The sequence below is a fragment of the Pseudomonas sp. WPR_5_2 genome, assembly GCF_003634475.1.
GTDB classification, from domain to species: domain Bacteria; phylum Pseudomonadota; class Gammaproteobacteria; order Pseudomonadales; family Pseudomonadaceae; genus Aquipseudomonas; species Aquipseudomonas izuensis.
Window position 1 is genome coordinate 49,709 of sequence record NZ_RBLA01000007.1, and the last position, 14,293, is coordinate 64,001.

Here is a 14,293-nt window from a genome sequence, read left to right on the forward strand (position 1 = left end):
CATGACGACACACATTTCACGTTCGGCCTTGCTGCCGTATCCGGCACAAGCCCTGTATGACCTGGTCAACGACGTGGCGCGATACCCGGAGTTTCTGCCGTGGTGTTCTACTGCCGAAGTGCTGGAAAGCTCGCCCGAGCATATGCGTGCCAGCGTTGGCGTGGCCAAGGGCGGACTCAGCCAGCATTTCGTGACGCGCAATACCCTGGTTCCAGGGAAGTCGATCGAGATGAACCTTGAGGAAGGCCCATTCACTCAACTGCATGGCAATTGGGTATTCAAGGCATTGACCGACAAGGCCTGCAAGATCAGCCTGGACCTTTCGTTCGATTATGCCGGGCCTATTGTTCGCGCGACCTTGGGACCGTTGTTCAATCAGGCGGCCAATACGCTGGTGGATGCATTCTGCCAGCGGGCCAAGCAAATATATGGCTGAGGCCGTGATCGAGGTCGAGGTGGTCTATGCCGCCGTTGATCGTCAGGTGCTTTTATCGGTGCAAGTACCGCCAGGATCAAGCGTTCGGGCGGTATTGCTTCAATCCGGTATTGGCAAAGCATTTCCTGAGCTGGATTTGGCGGTGTGTCCCGTGGGGGTCTTCGGCAAGGTGATCGCCGATCCGGACAGTCGCGCTGTTCAGGCGGGGGATCGTATCGAGGTCTACCGGCCGTTGCTGGCGGATCCGAAGGAAGTTCGTCGGCTACGTGCGGCCAAGGCTGCCGAGGCTCGGAGTCAGTGAGTCGAGTAAACGCCGGATAAAAAAAACCCGGACATGCCGGGTTTTTATTGAGTCGAAAATTATTGCGGCTTGGTATCCAATGGTTCTGGTGTCGGGACTGGAACAGTTTCTACACCGTCCACTTCCTTCTGGATCTGATCCAGCAGCGAACCCGGTTTCACTGGTTTTTCCGGTTTTGGCTGCTCGGCCTTTTCAGCCGGTGCGGTGACGTTAGTGCCGCTGTCCTTGCCGAGGATAGCCTCGTCGCGGCTCACGCCGGGCATGAAATCACCGGAGAGGCTGACAAGTTGATCATTTGGGTTGAAGATAACGCTGATGCGTTCCTGTTGGCGTTCACCGCCCCCCGGTTGCAGGCTGTACAGGTAATCCCAGCGATCGGCATGGAACGTGTCGGTCAACAGAGGGTTGCCCATGATAAACCGTACTTGCTTGCGGGTCATTCCCGGGCGTAACTGGTCTATCATGTCCTGCGTGACGACATTGCCCTGCTGGATGTCGATTTTGTAAACCCCGGGGAATGAACAACCGGCGAGTGCGAGCAGTCCCACAAAGGTGAAACTGGTTAGCAAGAGCTTGGTGTTTTGCATCGGTGGGCGACTTCCACTATCTTGGCTGGGACAACGTAAACGCCGATCATACCCGCATTAAGAGAAGCTGCGAAGCAGCATCGCGAGAAAGCTGACCATGGTTGAAAATAGCGAACTACGCAAAGCCGGCCTCAAAGTGACCCTGCCACGGGTCAAAATTCTGCAAATGCTCGATTCCGCCGAGCAGCGCCACATGAGTGCCGAGGATGTCTACAAGGCACTGATGGAGGCTGGCGAGGACGTCGGTCTGGCCACGGTTTACCGTGTACTGACTCAGTTCGAGGCAGCTGGCCTTGTGGTGCGGCACAACTTCGACGGAGGCCATGCGGTTTTCGAGCTGGACGACGGCAAGCATCACGACCATATGGTCAACGTCGAGACCAGTGAAGTGATCGAATTCTTCGACGAAGAAATCGAGCGCCTGCAGAAAGCAATCGTCGACAAGTATGGCTTCGAGATGGTTGATCACAATCTGGTGCTGTACGTACGCAAGAAAAAGTAAGCATGTCGCGCGAACACAAGGTTCGCGAAACGAACGAAGGCGACCCCAGGGTCGCCTTCGTGCTTTCTGCTCTACCTCAAGCTTTTGCGGCTACTACCATTTTTTTGGCGTGAGCCAGGGATTCCTTGGTCAGATCGATGCCACCCAGCATTCGAGCCACCTCTTCGACGCGATCGTTCCTGCTCAATTTGGAAACCGCAGTTCGGGTGGCATCCTCACCTCGTACTTTGTGCACAAATAGATGTTGATGACCTTGCGCCGCTACTTGTGGCAAGTGGGTTACGGTCAGTACCTGCCCTCGCTCACCAAGTCTGCGCAGCAACTGGCCGACGATCTCTGCGGTCGGACCGCCAATGCCCACGTCCACTTCGTCGAACACCAGGGTTGGTACGCGAGAGGTTTGTGCGGTGATCACCTGGATAGCCAGGCTGATCCGCGACAGCTCACCACCCGATGCGACTTTCGCCAGGGCTTTGAGCGGTTGCCCCGGGTTGGCGCTGACCAGCAGCTCTACCTGCTCGAGCCCGTTAGGCAGCAGTTCGTCGCCGCTGTTGGGGCGCAGTTCGATGGTGAAGCGACCGCCGGGCATGCCCAGGCGCTGGATTTCCTGTTCTACGGCGCTGGCCAGGCTGCTCGAGGCCTGGTGACGCAAGTCGCTTAGCTCGCGGGCCTTTTCCTGATAGTGGCGGGCATAGGAAGACAGCTCATCGCTCAGCCGCTCGATGGATTCATCATTGGCATTCAGGGTTTCGATTTCATCCAGCAGCTTTTGCTGCATCTCGGCGACTTCGGTCGGCTGGATGCGGTGTTTGCGCGCCAGGGTGTAGATCGAATCGAGACGTTCCTCCAGATATTGAAGGCGCGACGGGTCGGCGTCGAAGTTGTCGAGGAAGCGATTCAACTCGCCGACGGCTTCTTCCACCTGGATCTGCGCGCTGGTCAGCAGGCTACTGGCCTCGCCCAGTGCGCCGATCGAGTTGTTCACGCTCGACAGGCGGTTGAGGCTGGCAGTCAGCGCGTTGAGCACATTGCCTGAATCACTTTCGCTGCATTGCTCGACCACTTGCCGGCAGATACCCAGCAGGGTTTCGGCGTTGGTCAGGTTTTTGTGTTCCTGCTCGAGTTGTTCCAGTTCATTGTCGCCAAGACCCAGGTTTTCCAGTTCTTCCAGTTGGTAGCTGAGCAGTTGGTGGCGAGCGCGCTGCTCGTCACCGGAATTGGAGAGCCGTTCCAGTTCCTGGCGCGTCTGGCGCCAGCGTTGGGCGGCCAGATATACCTGGCGGGCAAGGTCCGTCGCGCCGGCATACTCGTCGAGCAGGCGGCGGTGGGTGTCGGTCTTGAGCAGGGATTGGTGTTCGTGCTGGCTGTGAATATCGATCAGCAGTTCGCCCAGTGCCTTGAGGTCGCCCAGCGGGCAGGGCGTGCCGTTGATGTAGCCGCGCGAGCGCCCTTCCGCCGTGATCACCCGGCGCAGGATGCACGGTCCATCGTTCTCGAGGTCACGTTCGGCGAGCCAGGCACTGGCCTCCGGGATGTCGACCAGGTCGAAGGTCGCCAGGATGTCGGCCTTTTCTGCGCCGGGACGGACAACGCCGCTATCGGCGCGATCGCCAAGGGTAAGGCCCAGCGCGTCGAGCATGATCGACTTGCCGGCGCCGGTTTCTCCTGTGATCACGCTCATCCCGCGATCGAGTTCGAGATCGAGATGTTCAACGATGGCGTAGTTATGTACGGACAGGTGCACCAGCATAAAGGCCGCTCCCAGGCATTAGGTCTGGTTATTTATACAGTGTTTTGTTTCGGGCTGACAATGCCCCCCTTTAGCTCGATTCGCTTGATCCGACGAAATCCTTAGTGCGCCCTGGAATGACAATGCAGGTGTTTTTTGTAGGGTTAATGCGTGGACACCCCTTGAAGGTTGATTTTGCGGCCCCATATAGCTGGGCAGAAGCGCGAGTCAGGCTCGCGGACGATCTTGAAAGGAGAATTCTATGGCTGACGAACAGACAGTGGATACGCAAAACCCAGACGCCAACCAGGCGCCCGAGGCTTCGGGTGAAGACCTGGCGGCTCGTGTACAAGTGCTCGAAGAGCAACTGGCAGGCGCGCAGGATCAAGCTTTGCGTGTGGCCGCCGATCTGCAGAACGTCCGCCGTCGTGCCGAGCAGGATGTAGAAAAAGCTCACAAATTCGCGCTGGAAAAATTTGCTGGCGACTTGCTGCCGATCATCGACAGCCTGGAGCGTGGCCTGGAGTTGTCCAACCCGGATGACGAAAGCATCCGCCCAATGCGCGAGGGCATCGAGCTGACCCTGAAAATGTTCCAGGACACCCTGAAGCGTTATCAGCTGGAAGCGATCGATCCGCATGGCGAACCGTTCAACGCCGTCCTGCATCAGGCAATGGCCATGCAGGAAAGCGCCGACCTCGAGCCGAACAGCGTGCTCAAGGTGTTCCAAAAGGGCTATCAGCTCAATGGCCGCCTGCTGCGCCCGGCGATGGTCGTGGTCAGCAAAGCGCCTGCGCCAGTTTCGCCTTCCATTGATGAGCAGGCTTGAAATTAGCCGCAAGGCCCCCATTTAGAAGTCAAGCGTTTAAGTGCTACCGCAGTTAGCCACCACTGCTGCGGCAACCAAATCCAAAGTTTCGGGAGAGTGAACATGGGCAAAATTATCGGTATCGACCTGGGGACTACCAACTCCTGCGTCTCCGTGCTGGAAAACGGCAAGGCAAAAGTTATTGAAAACGCCGAAGGCGCGCGTACCACGCCGTCGATCATCGCTTACGCCAACGATGGCGAAATCCTGGTCGGCCAGTCCGCCAAGCGTCAGGCAGTAACCAATCCGCACAACACCCTGTACGCGGTGAAGCGTCTGATCGGTCGTCGTTTCGAAGAAGAAGTGGTACAGAAAGACATCCAGATGGTCCCTTACAAGATCGTCAAGGCTGACAACAACGACGCCTGGGTTGAAGTGAACGGCCAGAAAATGGCGCCGCCACAAATCTCGGCTGAAATCCTGAAGAAAATGAAGAAGACCGCCGAAGACTACCTCGGCGAGCCTGTGACCGAAGCGGTGATTACCGTTCCGGCCTACTTCAACGACAGCCAGCGTCAAGCCACTAAAGACGCCGGCCGCATCGCGGGCCTGGACGTAAAACGTATCATCAACGAACCAACCGCGGCCGCTCTGGCCTACGGTATGGACAAGGCCAAGGGCGACCACACCGTGATCGTTTACGACCTGGGTGGCGGTACTTTCGACGTTTCCGTGATCGAAATCGCTGAAGTCGACGGTGAGCACCAGTTCGAAGTGTTGGCCACCAACGGCGACACCTTCCTGGGTGGTGAAGACTTTGACATTCGTCTGATCGACTACCTCGTCGACGAGTTCAAGAAAGAAAGCGGCATGAACCTCAAGGGTGACCCGCTGGCGATGCAGCGCCTGAAAGAAGCCGCTGAAAAAGCCAAGATCGAGCTGTCGTCCGCTCAGTCGACCGACGTGAACCTGCCGTACATCACTGCAGATGCCACCGGTCCTAAGCACTTGAACGTGAAAATCTCCCGCGCCAAGCTGGAAGCGCTGGTAGAAGACCTGGTTCAACGCACCATCGAGCCATGCCGCATCGCGCTGAAAGACTCCGGTATCGACGTTGGTTCGATCAACGACGTGATCCTGGTTGGCGGTCAGACCCGTATGCCACTGGTTCAGAAGCTGGTGACCGAGTTCTTCGGTAAAGAAGCCCGTAAAGACGTGAACCCGGACGAAGCCGTTGCCATGGGTGCTGCGATTCAGGGCGCCGTTCTGGCCGGTGACGTGAAAGACGTTCTGCTGCTGGACGTCAGCCCGCTGACCCTGGGTATCGAAACCATGGGTGGCGTGATGACCGCGCTGATCGAGAAAAACACCACGATTCCTACCAAGAAATCGCAAGTGTTCTCGACTGCCGACGACAATCAGGGCGCCGTGACCATTCACGTGCTGCAAGGTGAGCGTAAGCAAGCGGCGCAGAACAAGTCCCTGGGCAAGTTCGACCTGGCCGAGATTCCACCAGCGCCACGTGGCGTGCCACAGATCGAAGTGACCTTCGACATCGACGCCAACGGCATCCTGCACGTAGGTGCGAAAGACAAAGCCACCGGCAAGACTCAGTCGATCGTGATCAAGGCCAACTCCGGTCTGTCCGACGAGGAAATCGAGCGCATGGTGCGTGATGCCGAGGCCAATGCCGAGGAAGACCGCAAGTTCGAAGAGCTGGCCGCTGCCCGTAACCAGGGTGATGCACTGGTTCACTCGACGCGCAAAATGGTCGCTGATGCTGGCGACAAGGTGAGCGCTGAAGAGAAGACTGCAATCGAAGCTGCCGTAGTTGCCCTGGAAGCCGCTGTAAAAGGCGACGACAAGGCCGCTATCGAAGCCAAGGTTGAAGAGCTGTCCAAGGTCTCCGCGCCAGTGGCTCAGAAGATGTACGCCGAACAGGCTCAGCCTGCTGAAGGGGCGGCACCGCACGACGACAAGGCGGAAAAGGCTGACGACGTTGTCGACGCCGAGTTCGAAGAAGTCAAAGACCACAAGTAAGTTGTTGGTCGGCCGGTTGACTGCCTTTGGGCGGTGACTGGTAGGATGTCGCCGCGCGGGAGCTTGCTCCCGCGTTGGCGTGTCTGGAACACGCGAATTTTTACAGCATGCGACAAGGTTCGGGTGCTGGTGGCATGGCCGGGAATGCTCCTGCTTTCCGAGCTGAAAGTGCCAGATTGAAACAAAGACCAGGATCGTTGAATTGACGTGAGTTGGGTCCGGGCCTGTATTGGGGCTCAACGAGTTTGGCGAAGCTCAGGAGAGGTTGGCCGAACGTCCTCAAGAGTGCAGAAGACATATGGCAAAGCGTGACTATTACGAAGTATTGGGTGTTGAGCGAGGCTCAAGCGAGGCGGACCTGAAAAAGGCCTACCGCCGCCTGGCGATGAAGCACCACCCGGACCGTAATCCCGATGACAAAGCGTCGGAAGAGATGTTCAAGGAGGCCAACGAGGCCTACGAAGTGCTGTCCGATTCCAGCAAGCGTGCGGCGTACGACCAGTACGGCCATGCTGGCGTCGACCCGAGCATGGGTGGCGGCGGTGCCGGTTTTGGTGGTCAGAACTTCTCTGACATCTTTGGCGATGTCTTCAGTGACTTCTTCGGTGGCGGTCGCGGTGGTTCCCGTGGTGGCGCGCAGCGCGGCAGCGATTTGCGCTACACCCTGGAGCTGGATCTGGAAGAGGCGGTGCGCGGTACGACCGTGAATATCCGTGTTCCGACACTGGTCAACTGCAAGCCATGTGATGGCTCGGGTGCCAAGAAAGGCTCCTCGCCGGTCACCTGCCCGACCTGTGGCGGTATCGGCCAGGTGCGCATGCAGCAAGGCTTCTTCTCGGTGCAGCAGACCTGCCCGCGCTGCCATGGTCAGGGCAAGATCATTTCCGATCCGTGCGATTCCTGCCACGGCGAAGGTCGTGTCGAAGAGTACAAGACCCTGTCGGTGAAAGTGCCGGCGGGCGTCGATACCGGTGACCGCATTCGCCTGTCTGGCGAAGGTGAGGCGGGTGCTCAGGGTGGGCCTACAGGCGACCTGTACGTGGTGATCAATGTGCGCGAGCACTCGATCTTCCAGCGTGACGGCAAGCACCTGTTCTGCGAAGTGCCGATCAGCTTTGTCGATGCGGCGCTGGGTGGCGAGCTGGAGATTCCGACCCTGGATGGTCGGGTCAAGCTGAAGATCCCTGAGGGTACTCAAACCGGCAAGCAGTTCCGTGTGCGTGGCAAGGGCGTTGCGCCTGTGCGTGGCGGCGGTGCGGGTGACTTGATGTGCCGTGTAGCGGTTGAGACGCCGGTCAACCTGAGCCGTCGTCAACGCGAAATGCTGGAAGAGTTCCGCAGTTCGCTCGCGGACGACAACAGCCACTCACCGAAAACCACGGGCTGGTTCGAAGGCGTGAAGCGCTTCTTCGGCGATTTGTAAGGAGGCAGGCATGCGACGTATAGCTGTGATGGGCGCCGCCGGGCGCATGGGCAAAACCCTGATCGAAGCCGTGCATCAAGCACCGGGCGCGGGTCTGACGGCGGCGGTGGATCGTCCGGACAGCACGCTGGTCGGCGCTGATGCCGGTGAGCTGGCTGCGCTGGGTCGTATCGGTGTGCCATTGTCCGGTGACCTGGATCGTGTCGTTGACGAATTCGATGTGTTGATCGATTTCACGCACCCGACGGTGACCCTGAAGAACCTCGCCTTCTGCCGCAAGCACGGCAAGGCGATGATCATTGGCACCACCGGTTTCAGTGTTGAAGAAAAGCAGTTGCTGGTCGAGGCGGGCAAAGATATCCCGATCGTCTTCGCGGCCAACTTCAGCGTGGGTGTAAACCTCTGTCTGAAGCTGCTCGACACGGCTGCTCGAGTGCTGGGTGATGATGTCGATATCGAGATCACTGAAGCTCACCATCGGCATAAAGTCGATGCGCCGTCGGGAACGGCGGTGCGTATGGGTGAAGTGATTGCCGATGCACTGGGTCGTGACCTGAAGAAGGTGGCGGTTTACGGTCGTGAGGGCCAGACCGGTGCTCGTGAGCGCGAAACAATCGGTTTCGCCACTGTTCGCGCCGGTGACATCGTCGGGGATCACACTGTGCTGTTCGCCGCCGATGGCGAGCGTGTCGAGATCACTCACAAGGCATCCAGTCGCATGACCTTTGCCAAGGGCGCGGTACGTGCCGCGTTGTGGCTGGATGGGCGTGAGCCTGGCCTCTACGACATGCAAGACGTGCTCGACCTGCGTTAAGATGCGCCCGAAACCGGGCTCTAACCCAAGGTTTGAGCCCGGTTTTACTCCGCCAAGCGACGACCTGTCGCATTCTCCGGCCTTTCGGGCTCATTGGCGGTAGACCAAAAAAGCCTTTTTCTGTAAGCTACAGCTTTAGTGTGTCCACTAAAAGCGCGCAGAATAATTCAGTGAAGAAGCGGGGTGACGTGTCCATACGTCACTCCGCTTTTTTACAACCTGCGATCGCCCTTTCAGGCTTTATTTACGGGAGGTCTTCTTGACTAAGCCAGCCATACTCGCCCTTGCTGATGGCAGCATTTTTCGCGGCGAAGCCATTGGAGCCGACGGTCAGACCGTTGGTGAGGTGGTGTTCAACACCGCAATGACCGGCTATCAGGAAATCCTTACCGATCCTTCCTACGCCCAACAGATCGTTACCCTGACTTATCCGCACATCGGCAACACCGGTACCACGCCGGAAGACGCCGAATCGAACCGCGTCTGGTCTGCCGGCCTGGTCATTCGTGACCTGCCACTGGTGGCGAGCAACTGGCGTAACACGATGTCCTTGTCCGACTACCTGAAAGCCAACAATGTTGTGGCAATCGCTGGTATCGACACCCGCCGCCTGACGCGCATCCTGCGTGAAAAAGGTGCGCAAAACGGCTGCATCATGGCCGGTGACAACATTTCCGAAGAAGCCGCCATCGCCGCCGCCCAGGGTTTTCCTGGTCTCAAGGGCATGGACCTGGCGAAAGTCGTCAGCACCAAGGACACCTACGAGTGGCGCTCGACGGTCTGGGACCTGAAAACCGACAGCCACGCGACCATCGAAGCGTCTGAGCTGCCATATCACGTCGTGGCCTACGACTACGGCGTCAAGGTGAACATCCTGCGCATGCTGGTCGAGCGTGGTTGCCGCGTGACCGTGGTGCCTGCTCAAACCCCTGCGGCTGATGTGCTGGCACTGAATCCGGACGGCGTGTTCCTGTCCAACGGTCCTGGTGATCCGGAGCCTTGCGACTACGCGATCCAGGCGATCAAGGATGTGCTGGAAACCGAGATCCCGGTGTTCGGTATCTGCCTCGGTCACCAACTGCTCGCCCTGGCCTCCGGTGCCAAGACCCTGAAAATGGGCCACGGCCACCACGGTGCCAACCACCCGGTCCAGGACCTGGATACCGGCGTTGTGATGATCACCAGCCAGAACCACGGTTTTGCGGTTGACGAAGAGACCCTGCCAGCCAACGTCCGCGCGATCCACAAATCGCTGTTCGACGGCACCCTGCAAGGTATCGAGCGGACCGACAAGAGCGCCTTCAGCTTCCAGGGTCACCCGGAAGCCAGCCCTGGCCCGAACGACGTAGCGCCATTGTTTGATCGCTTCATCAATGAGATGGCCAAGCGACGCTGATCGCTCGCCCTGATGTAGCAAAGCTTGAGGGCGGTCCCGACACCGGCGGCCCCCTCAAGTCTTCAGAGATTGAACAAGACGGCTTGCCGACTGACCTGCGGATTTGAGTGACAAACCCATGCCAAAACGTACAGACATTAAAAGCATCCTGATTCTCGGCGCTGGCCCGATCGTGATCGGCCAGGCCTGCGAATTCGACTACTCCGGCGCCCAGGCCTGTAAAGCCCTGCGCGAAGAGGGTTATCGCGTCATCCTGGTGAACTCCAACCCGGCCACCATCATGACCGACCCGGCCATGGCCGACGCCACTTACATCGAACCGATCAAATGGCAAACCGTTGCCAAGATCATCGAGAAAGAACGTCCGGACGCACTGCTGCCGACCATGGGCGGCCAGACCGCTCTGAACTGCGCCCTGGACCTGGAGCGCGAAGGCGTTCTGGAGAAGTTCGGCGTAGAAATGATCGGTGCCAACGCCGACACCATCGACAAGGCTGAAGACCGCTCGCGTTTCGACAAGGCGATGAAATCCATCGGCTTGGCGTGCCCGCGCTCCGGTATCGCCCACAGCATGGAAGAGGCCAATGCGGTCCTCGAGAAGCTGGGCTTCCCGTGCATCATCCGTCCGTCCTTCACCATGGGCGGCACCGGTGGCGGTATCGCTTACAACCGTGAAGAGTTCGAAGAAATCTGCGCCCGTGGTCTGGACCTGTCGCCGACCAAAGAGCTGCTGATCGACGAATCGCTGATCGGCTGGAAAGAGTACGAGATGGAGGTTGTCCGTGATAAGAAGGACAACTGCATCATCGTCTGCTCCATCGAAAACTTTGACCCGATGGGCGTGCACACCGGTGACTCGATCACCGTGGCGCCGGCACAGACCCTGACCGACAAGGAATACCAGATCCTGCGTAACGCCTCCCTGGCGGTACTGCGCGAGATCGGTGTGGAAACCGGTGGTTCCAACGTCCAGTTCGGTATCTGCCCGAACACTGGTCGCATGGTTGTCATCGAGATGAACCCGCGCGTATCCCGTTCCTCGGCGCTGGCTTCGAAAGCCACCGGTTTCCCGATCGCCAAGGTCGCGGCCAAACTGGCTGTGGGTTACACCCTGGACGAACTGTCGAACGACATCACCGGCGGCAAGACCCCGGCGTCTTTCGAGCCGTCCATCGACTACGTCGTGACCAAGCTGCCACGTTTCGCCTTCGAGAAATTTGCCAAGGCTGACGCGCGCCTGACCACCCAAATGAAGTCGGTCGGTGAAGTCATGGCCATCGGCCGGACCTTCCAGGAATCCCTGCAGAAAGCCCTGCGCGGTCTGGAAGTCGGTGTTTGCGGCCTGGACGAGAAGGTTGATCTGAGCAACCCGGAAAGCATGAGCATCCTCAAGCGCGAGCTGACCGTGCCGGGCGCCGAGCGTATCTGGTACGTGGCGGATGCAATGCGCGCCGGCATGAGCGTTGAAGATATCTTCGGCATGACCATGATCGATCCTTGGTTCCTGGTGCAGATGGAAGATCTGATCAAGGACGAAGAGAAGGTCAAGACCCTGGGTCTGACCAGCATCAATCGTGACCTGATGTTCCGCCTCAAGCGCAAAGGCTTCTCCGATCAGCGTCTGGCCAAGCTGCTGGGCGTGACCGAGAAGAGCCTGCGTGCTCATCGCCACAAGCTGGAAGTGTTCCCGGTCTACAAGCGCGTCGATACCTGCGCGGCCGAGTTCGCTACCGACACCGCTTACCTGTACTCGACGTACGAAGAAGAGTGCGAAGCTGCACCATCGGGTCGCGACAAAATCATGATCCTGGGCGGCGGTCCGAACCGTATCGGTCAGGGCATCGAGTTCGACTACTGCTGCGTACACGCTGCACTGGCTCTGCGTGACGATGGTTACGAGACCATCATGGTCAACTGCAACCCGGAAACCGTTTCTACAGACTACGACACCTCCGATCGTCTGTACTTCGAGCCGGTAACCCTGGAAGACGTACTGGAAATCGTCCGTGTCGAGAAGCCAAAAGGCGTGATCGTCCAGTACGGCGGCCAGACTCCGCTGAAACTGGCTCGCGCCCTGGAAGCCGCCGGCGTGCCGATCATCGGCACCAGCCCTGACGCCATTGACCGTGCCGAAGATCGCGAGCGCTTCCAGCAAATGGTCCAGCGCCTGAACCTGCGTCAGCCGCCAAACGCCACCGTACGCAGCGAAGACGAAGCGATTCGTGCCGCTGCCAAGATCGGTTATCCGCTGGTGGTGCGCCCGTCCTACGTGTTGGGCGGTCGTGCGATGGAAATCGTTTACGAAGAAGAAGAGCTCAAGCGCTACCTGCGTGAAGCGGTTCAAGTGTCCAACGACAGCCCGGTGCTGCTGGATCACTTCCTCAACTGCGCCATCGAAATGGACGTGGATGCGGTCTGCGACGGCAAGGACGTGGTGATTGGCGCGATCATGCAGCACATCGAGCAGGCCGGCGTTCACTCCGGTGACTCCGCGTGCTCGCTGCCACCGTACTCGTTGCCTGCGCACATCCAGGACGAGATGCGCGAACAGGTCAAGAAAATGGCCCTGGAGCTGGGTGTGGTCGGCCTGATGAACGTACAGTTGGCCCTGCAAGGCGAAGACATCTACGTCATCGAAGTCAACCCGCGCGCTTCGCGTACCGTACCGTTCGTGTCCAAGTGCATCGGTGTTTCCCTGGCGATGATCGCAGCGCGCGTGATGGCCGGTAAAACCCTGAAAGAGCTGGGTTTCACCAAGGAAATCATCCCGAATTTCTACAGCGTGAAAGAAGCGGTGTTCCCGTTCGCCAAATTCCCTGGCGTTGACCCGATCCTCGGCCCAGAGATGAAGTCCACCGGTGAAGTGATGGGTGTGGGTGACACCTTCGGTGAAGCGTTCGCCAAGGCGCAAATGGGCGCCAGCGAAGTGCTGCCGACCGGTGGTACCGCGTTCATCAGCGTCCGTGACGACGACAAGCCACTGGTTGCAGGCGTGGCCCGTGATCTGATCAACTTGGGCTTTGAAGTGGTTGCCACTGCCGGTACTGCCAAGCTGATCGAAGCCGCAGGTCTGAAAGTGCGCCGCGTGAACAAGGTGACCGAGGGTCGTCCGCACGTGGTCGACATGATCAAGAATGATGAAGTCACTCTGATCATCAACACTACCGAAGGTCGCCAGTCGATCGCTGACTCCTATTCCATTCGTCGCAATGCCCTGCAGCACAAGATTTACTGCACCACCACCATTGCTGCTGGCGAAGCGATCTGCGAAGCACTGAAGTTCGGTCCCGAGAAGACCGTGCGCCGCTTGCAGGATCTACACGCAGGATTGAAGGCATGAGCATAACGAAGTACCCAATGACTGTTCAGGGCGCTCGCGCCCTGGAAGAAGAGCACGCTCACCTGACCAAGGTCGTTCGTCCGAAGCTCAGCCAGGACATCGGTACGGCCCGCGAGTTGGGTGACTTGAAGGAAAACGCCGAATATCACGCTGCTCGCGAGCAGCAGGGTATGGTCGAGGCGCGGATCCGTGACATCGAAGGTCGCATGCAAAATGCGGTGGTCATCGACGTCACGACCATTCCTCACACCGGTAAGGTGATTTTCGGCACGACTGTCGAGATCGCCAACGTCGAGACAGATGAGAGTGTCACGTACCAGATCGTGGGTGAAGACGAAGCTGACATCAAGCTCGGCAAGATCTCCGTCGGCTCGCCCATTGCCCGTGCCTTGATTGCCAAGGAAGAGGGAGATGTGGTCGCCGTCAAAACGCCAGGTGGCGTTATCGAGTACGAGATTGTCGAAGTTCGCCACATCTAAAGGCAGGCGCCCGCTCCGTGCGGGTGCCGTGCTTTGGCAGCTGGCCCAGATGTTATGGGTCGGCGGTCTGTGGCTGTTGCATATCGGTCTGCTGCCGGTGCTGGGGAAAATTGGCCTGGCACCGCTGCTGATCGACGAAATCGCAGGCATGCTGAATGCGCTGATGGTGGGATTTGCCGCAGCGTGCGTGGTTTTTCAGGCTTTGGTGCTGATTCAGGCCGAGGGCCTTGCCAGTCTATGGCGGGATATTCGCGGGCAACTGTTGTTGGTGGCGCTGTGTGCGTGTGCGATGTACTTCGCGGTGCGTATCGGTTGGCCGCAGGCAGTGCGTTGGCAGGTATTCAGCTATCTTGTCCTGGGTTTTTCCGGGCTGCTGCTGGTGTTGCAGCCGGTGCCGGGATGGAGTGGCAGGGTGCGCGAAGCACACCCTTGACCCTT

Annotated in this window: 13 protein-coding genes; 11 read left to right on the forward strand and 2 right to left on the reverse strand. The window is 58.7% G+C overall.

The window, feature by feature from the left end:
* Position 1 precedes the first annotated feature (1 nt).
* Complete coding sequence (locus BJ917_RS23950) at positions 2–436, forward strand: type II toxin-antitoxin system RatA family toxin (protein WP_096513522.1); 435 nt, start codon at positions 2–4, stop codon at positions 434–436.
* Positions 429–737 carry an RnfH family protein gene (locus tag BJ917_RS23955; RefSeq protein ID WP_121104922.1) on the forward strand — a complete coding sequence of 103 codons (309 nt, stop codon included), beginning with the start codon at positions 429–431 and terminating at the stop codon, positions 735–737. Before BJ917_RS23950 ends, BJ917_RS23955 begins: the two co-directional genes overlap by 8 nt.
* Before the next feature lie 59 nt (positions 738–796).
* Here BJ917_RS23955 and BJ917_RS23960 read toward each other — a convergent pair whose 3' ends face one another.
* Positions 797–1,324 (reverse strand): outer membrane protein assembly factor BamE, encoded by a 528-nt coding sequence (locus tag BJ917_RS23960; RefSeq protein WP_096513520.1) that lies wholly within the window; start codon positions 1,322–1,324, stop codon positions 797–799.
* A gap of 97 nt (positions 1,325–1,421) precedes the next feature.
* Between BJ917_RS23960 and fur the strand changes: the two genes are divergently transcribed.
* On the forward strand, positions 1,422–1,826 hold the full coding sequence (fur, locus tag BJ917_RS23965; RefSeq protein WP_003197684.1) for a ferric iron uptake transcriptional regulator: 405 nt from the start codon (positions 1,422–1,424) through the stop codon (positions 1,824–1,826).
* A gap of 76 nt (positions 1,827–1,902) precedes the next feature.
* On the opposite strand, the gene recN is transcribed toward fur, so the two are convergent.
* Positions 1,903–3,576 (reverse strand): DNA repair protein RecN, encoded by a 1,674-nt coding sequence (gene recN, locus BJ917_RS23970; RefSeq protein WP_121104924.1) that lies wholly within the window; start codon positions 3,574–3,576, stop codon positions 1,903–1,905.
* 241 nt (positions 3,577–3,817) lie between these two features.
* Here recN and grpE point away from each other — a divergent pair, with 241 nt between their 5' ends.
* The 8 genes from grpE to BJ917_RS24010 all read left to right on the forward strand — a co-directional run bounded on the left by grpE (position 3,818) and on the right by BJ917_RS24010 (position 14,288).
* Complete coding sequence (gene grpE / locus BJ917_RS23975) at positions 3,818–4,384, forward strand: nucleotide exchange factor GrpE (RefSeq protein ID WP_077046411.1); 567 nt, start codon at positions 3,818–3,820, stop codon at positions 4,382–4,384.
* Between the two features lie 102 nt (positions 4,385–4,486).
* Positions 4,487–6,403: a molecular chaperone DnaK gene (gene dnaK, locus BJ917_RS23980; RefSeq protein ID WP_096513518.1), complete on the forward strand. Its 1,917-nt coding sequence runs from the start codon at positions 4,487–4,489 to the stop codon at positions 6,401–6,403.
* A 298-nt stretch (positions 6,404–6,701) separates the two neighbouring features.
* Positions 6,702–7,826 (forward strand): molecular chaperone DnaJ, encoded by a 1,125-nt coding sequence (gene dnaJ / locus BJ917_RS23985; RefSeq protein ID WP_007973132.1) that lies wholly within the window; start codon positions 6,702–6,704, stop codon positions 7,824–7,826.
* Between the two features lie 10 nt (positions 7,827–7,836).
* Complete coding sequence (gene dapB / locus BJ917_RS23990; protein ID WP_121104926.1) at positions 7,837–8,640, forward strand: 4-hydroxy-tetrahydrodipicolinate reductase; 804 nt, start codon at positions 7,837–7,839, stop codon at positions 8,638–8,640.
* A gap of 259 nt (positions 8,641–8,899) precedes the next feature.
* Positions 8,900–10,036 (forward strand): glutamine-hydrolyzing carbamoyl-phosphate synthase small subunit, encoded by a 1,137-nt coding sequence (gene carA / locus BJ917_RS23995; protein WP_096513516.1) that lies wholly within the window; start codon positions 8,900–8,902, stop codon positions 10,034–10,036.
* A gap of 118 nt (positions 10,037–10,154) precedes the next feature.
* A complete protein-coding gene (carB, locus tag BJ917_RS24000; protein WP_096513515.1) occupies positions 10,155–13,376 on the forward strand; it encodes a carbamoyl-phosphate synthase large subunit in 3,222 nt (1,073 codons plus the stop codon).
* A gap of 2 nt (positions 13,377–13,378) precedes the next feature.
* Entirely contained in the window at positions 13,379–13,855 is a 477-nt protein-coding gene (gene greA / locus BJ917_RS24005; protein WP_096515573.1) for a transcription elongation factor GreA, read from the forward strand.
* A gap of 28 nt (positions 13,856–13,883) precedes the next feature.
* The gene (locus BJ917_RS24010) at positions 13,884–14,288 is read left to right on the forward strand and encodes an MFS transporter (RefSeq protein ID WP_096513514.1); all 405 of its coding nucleotides are present in this window, start codon (positions 13,884–13,886) and stop codon (positions 14,286–14,288) included.
* The last annotated feature ends 5 nt before the right edge of the window (positions 14,289–14,293 follow it).

Bases quoted from the DNA above. Each gene is read 5' to 3' on its own strand.
- BJ917_RS23950 (WP_096513522.1), top strand. From the start codon at position 2: ATGACGACACACATTTCACGTTCGGCCTTGCTGCCGTATCCGGCACAA.
- fur (WP_003197684.1), top strand. From the start codon at position 1,422: ATGGTTGAAAATAGCGAACTACGCAAAGCCGGCCTCAAAGTGACCCTG.
- grpE (WP_077046411.1), top strand. From the start codon at position 3,818: ATGGCTGACGAACAGACAGTGGATACGCAAAACCCAGACGCCAACCAG.
- dnaK (WP_096513518.1), top strand. From the start codon at position 4,487: ATGGGCAAAATTATCGGTATCGACCTGGGGACTACCAACTCCTGCGTC.
- BJ917_RS23955 (WP_121104922.1), top strand. From the start codon at position 429: ATGGCTGAGGCCGTGATCGAGGTCGAGGTGGTCTATGCCGCCGTTGAT.
- carB (WP_096513515.1), top strand. From the start codon at position 10,155: ATGCCAAAACGTACAGACATTAAAAGCATCCTGATTCTCGGCGCTGGC.
- BJ917_RS23960 (WP_096513520.1), bottom strand. From the start codon at position 1,324: ATGCAAAACACCAAGCTCTTGCTAACCAGTTTCACCTTTGTGGGACTG.
- dapB (WP_121104926.1), top strand. From the start codon at position 7,837: ATGCGACGTATAGCTGTGATGGGCGCCGCCGGGCGCATGGGCAAAACC.
- recN (WP_121104924.1), bottom strand. From the start codon at position 3,576: ATGCTGGTGCACCTGTCCGTACATAACTACGCCATCGTTGAACATCTC.
- dnaJ (WP_007973132.1), top strand. From the start codon at position 6,702: ATGGCAAAGCGTGACTATTACGAAGTATTGGGTGTTGAGCGAGGCTCA.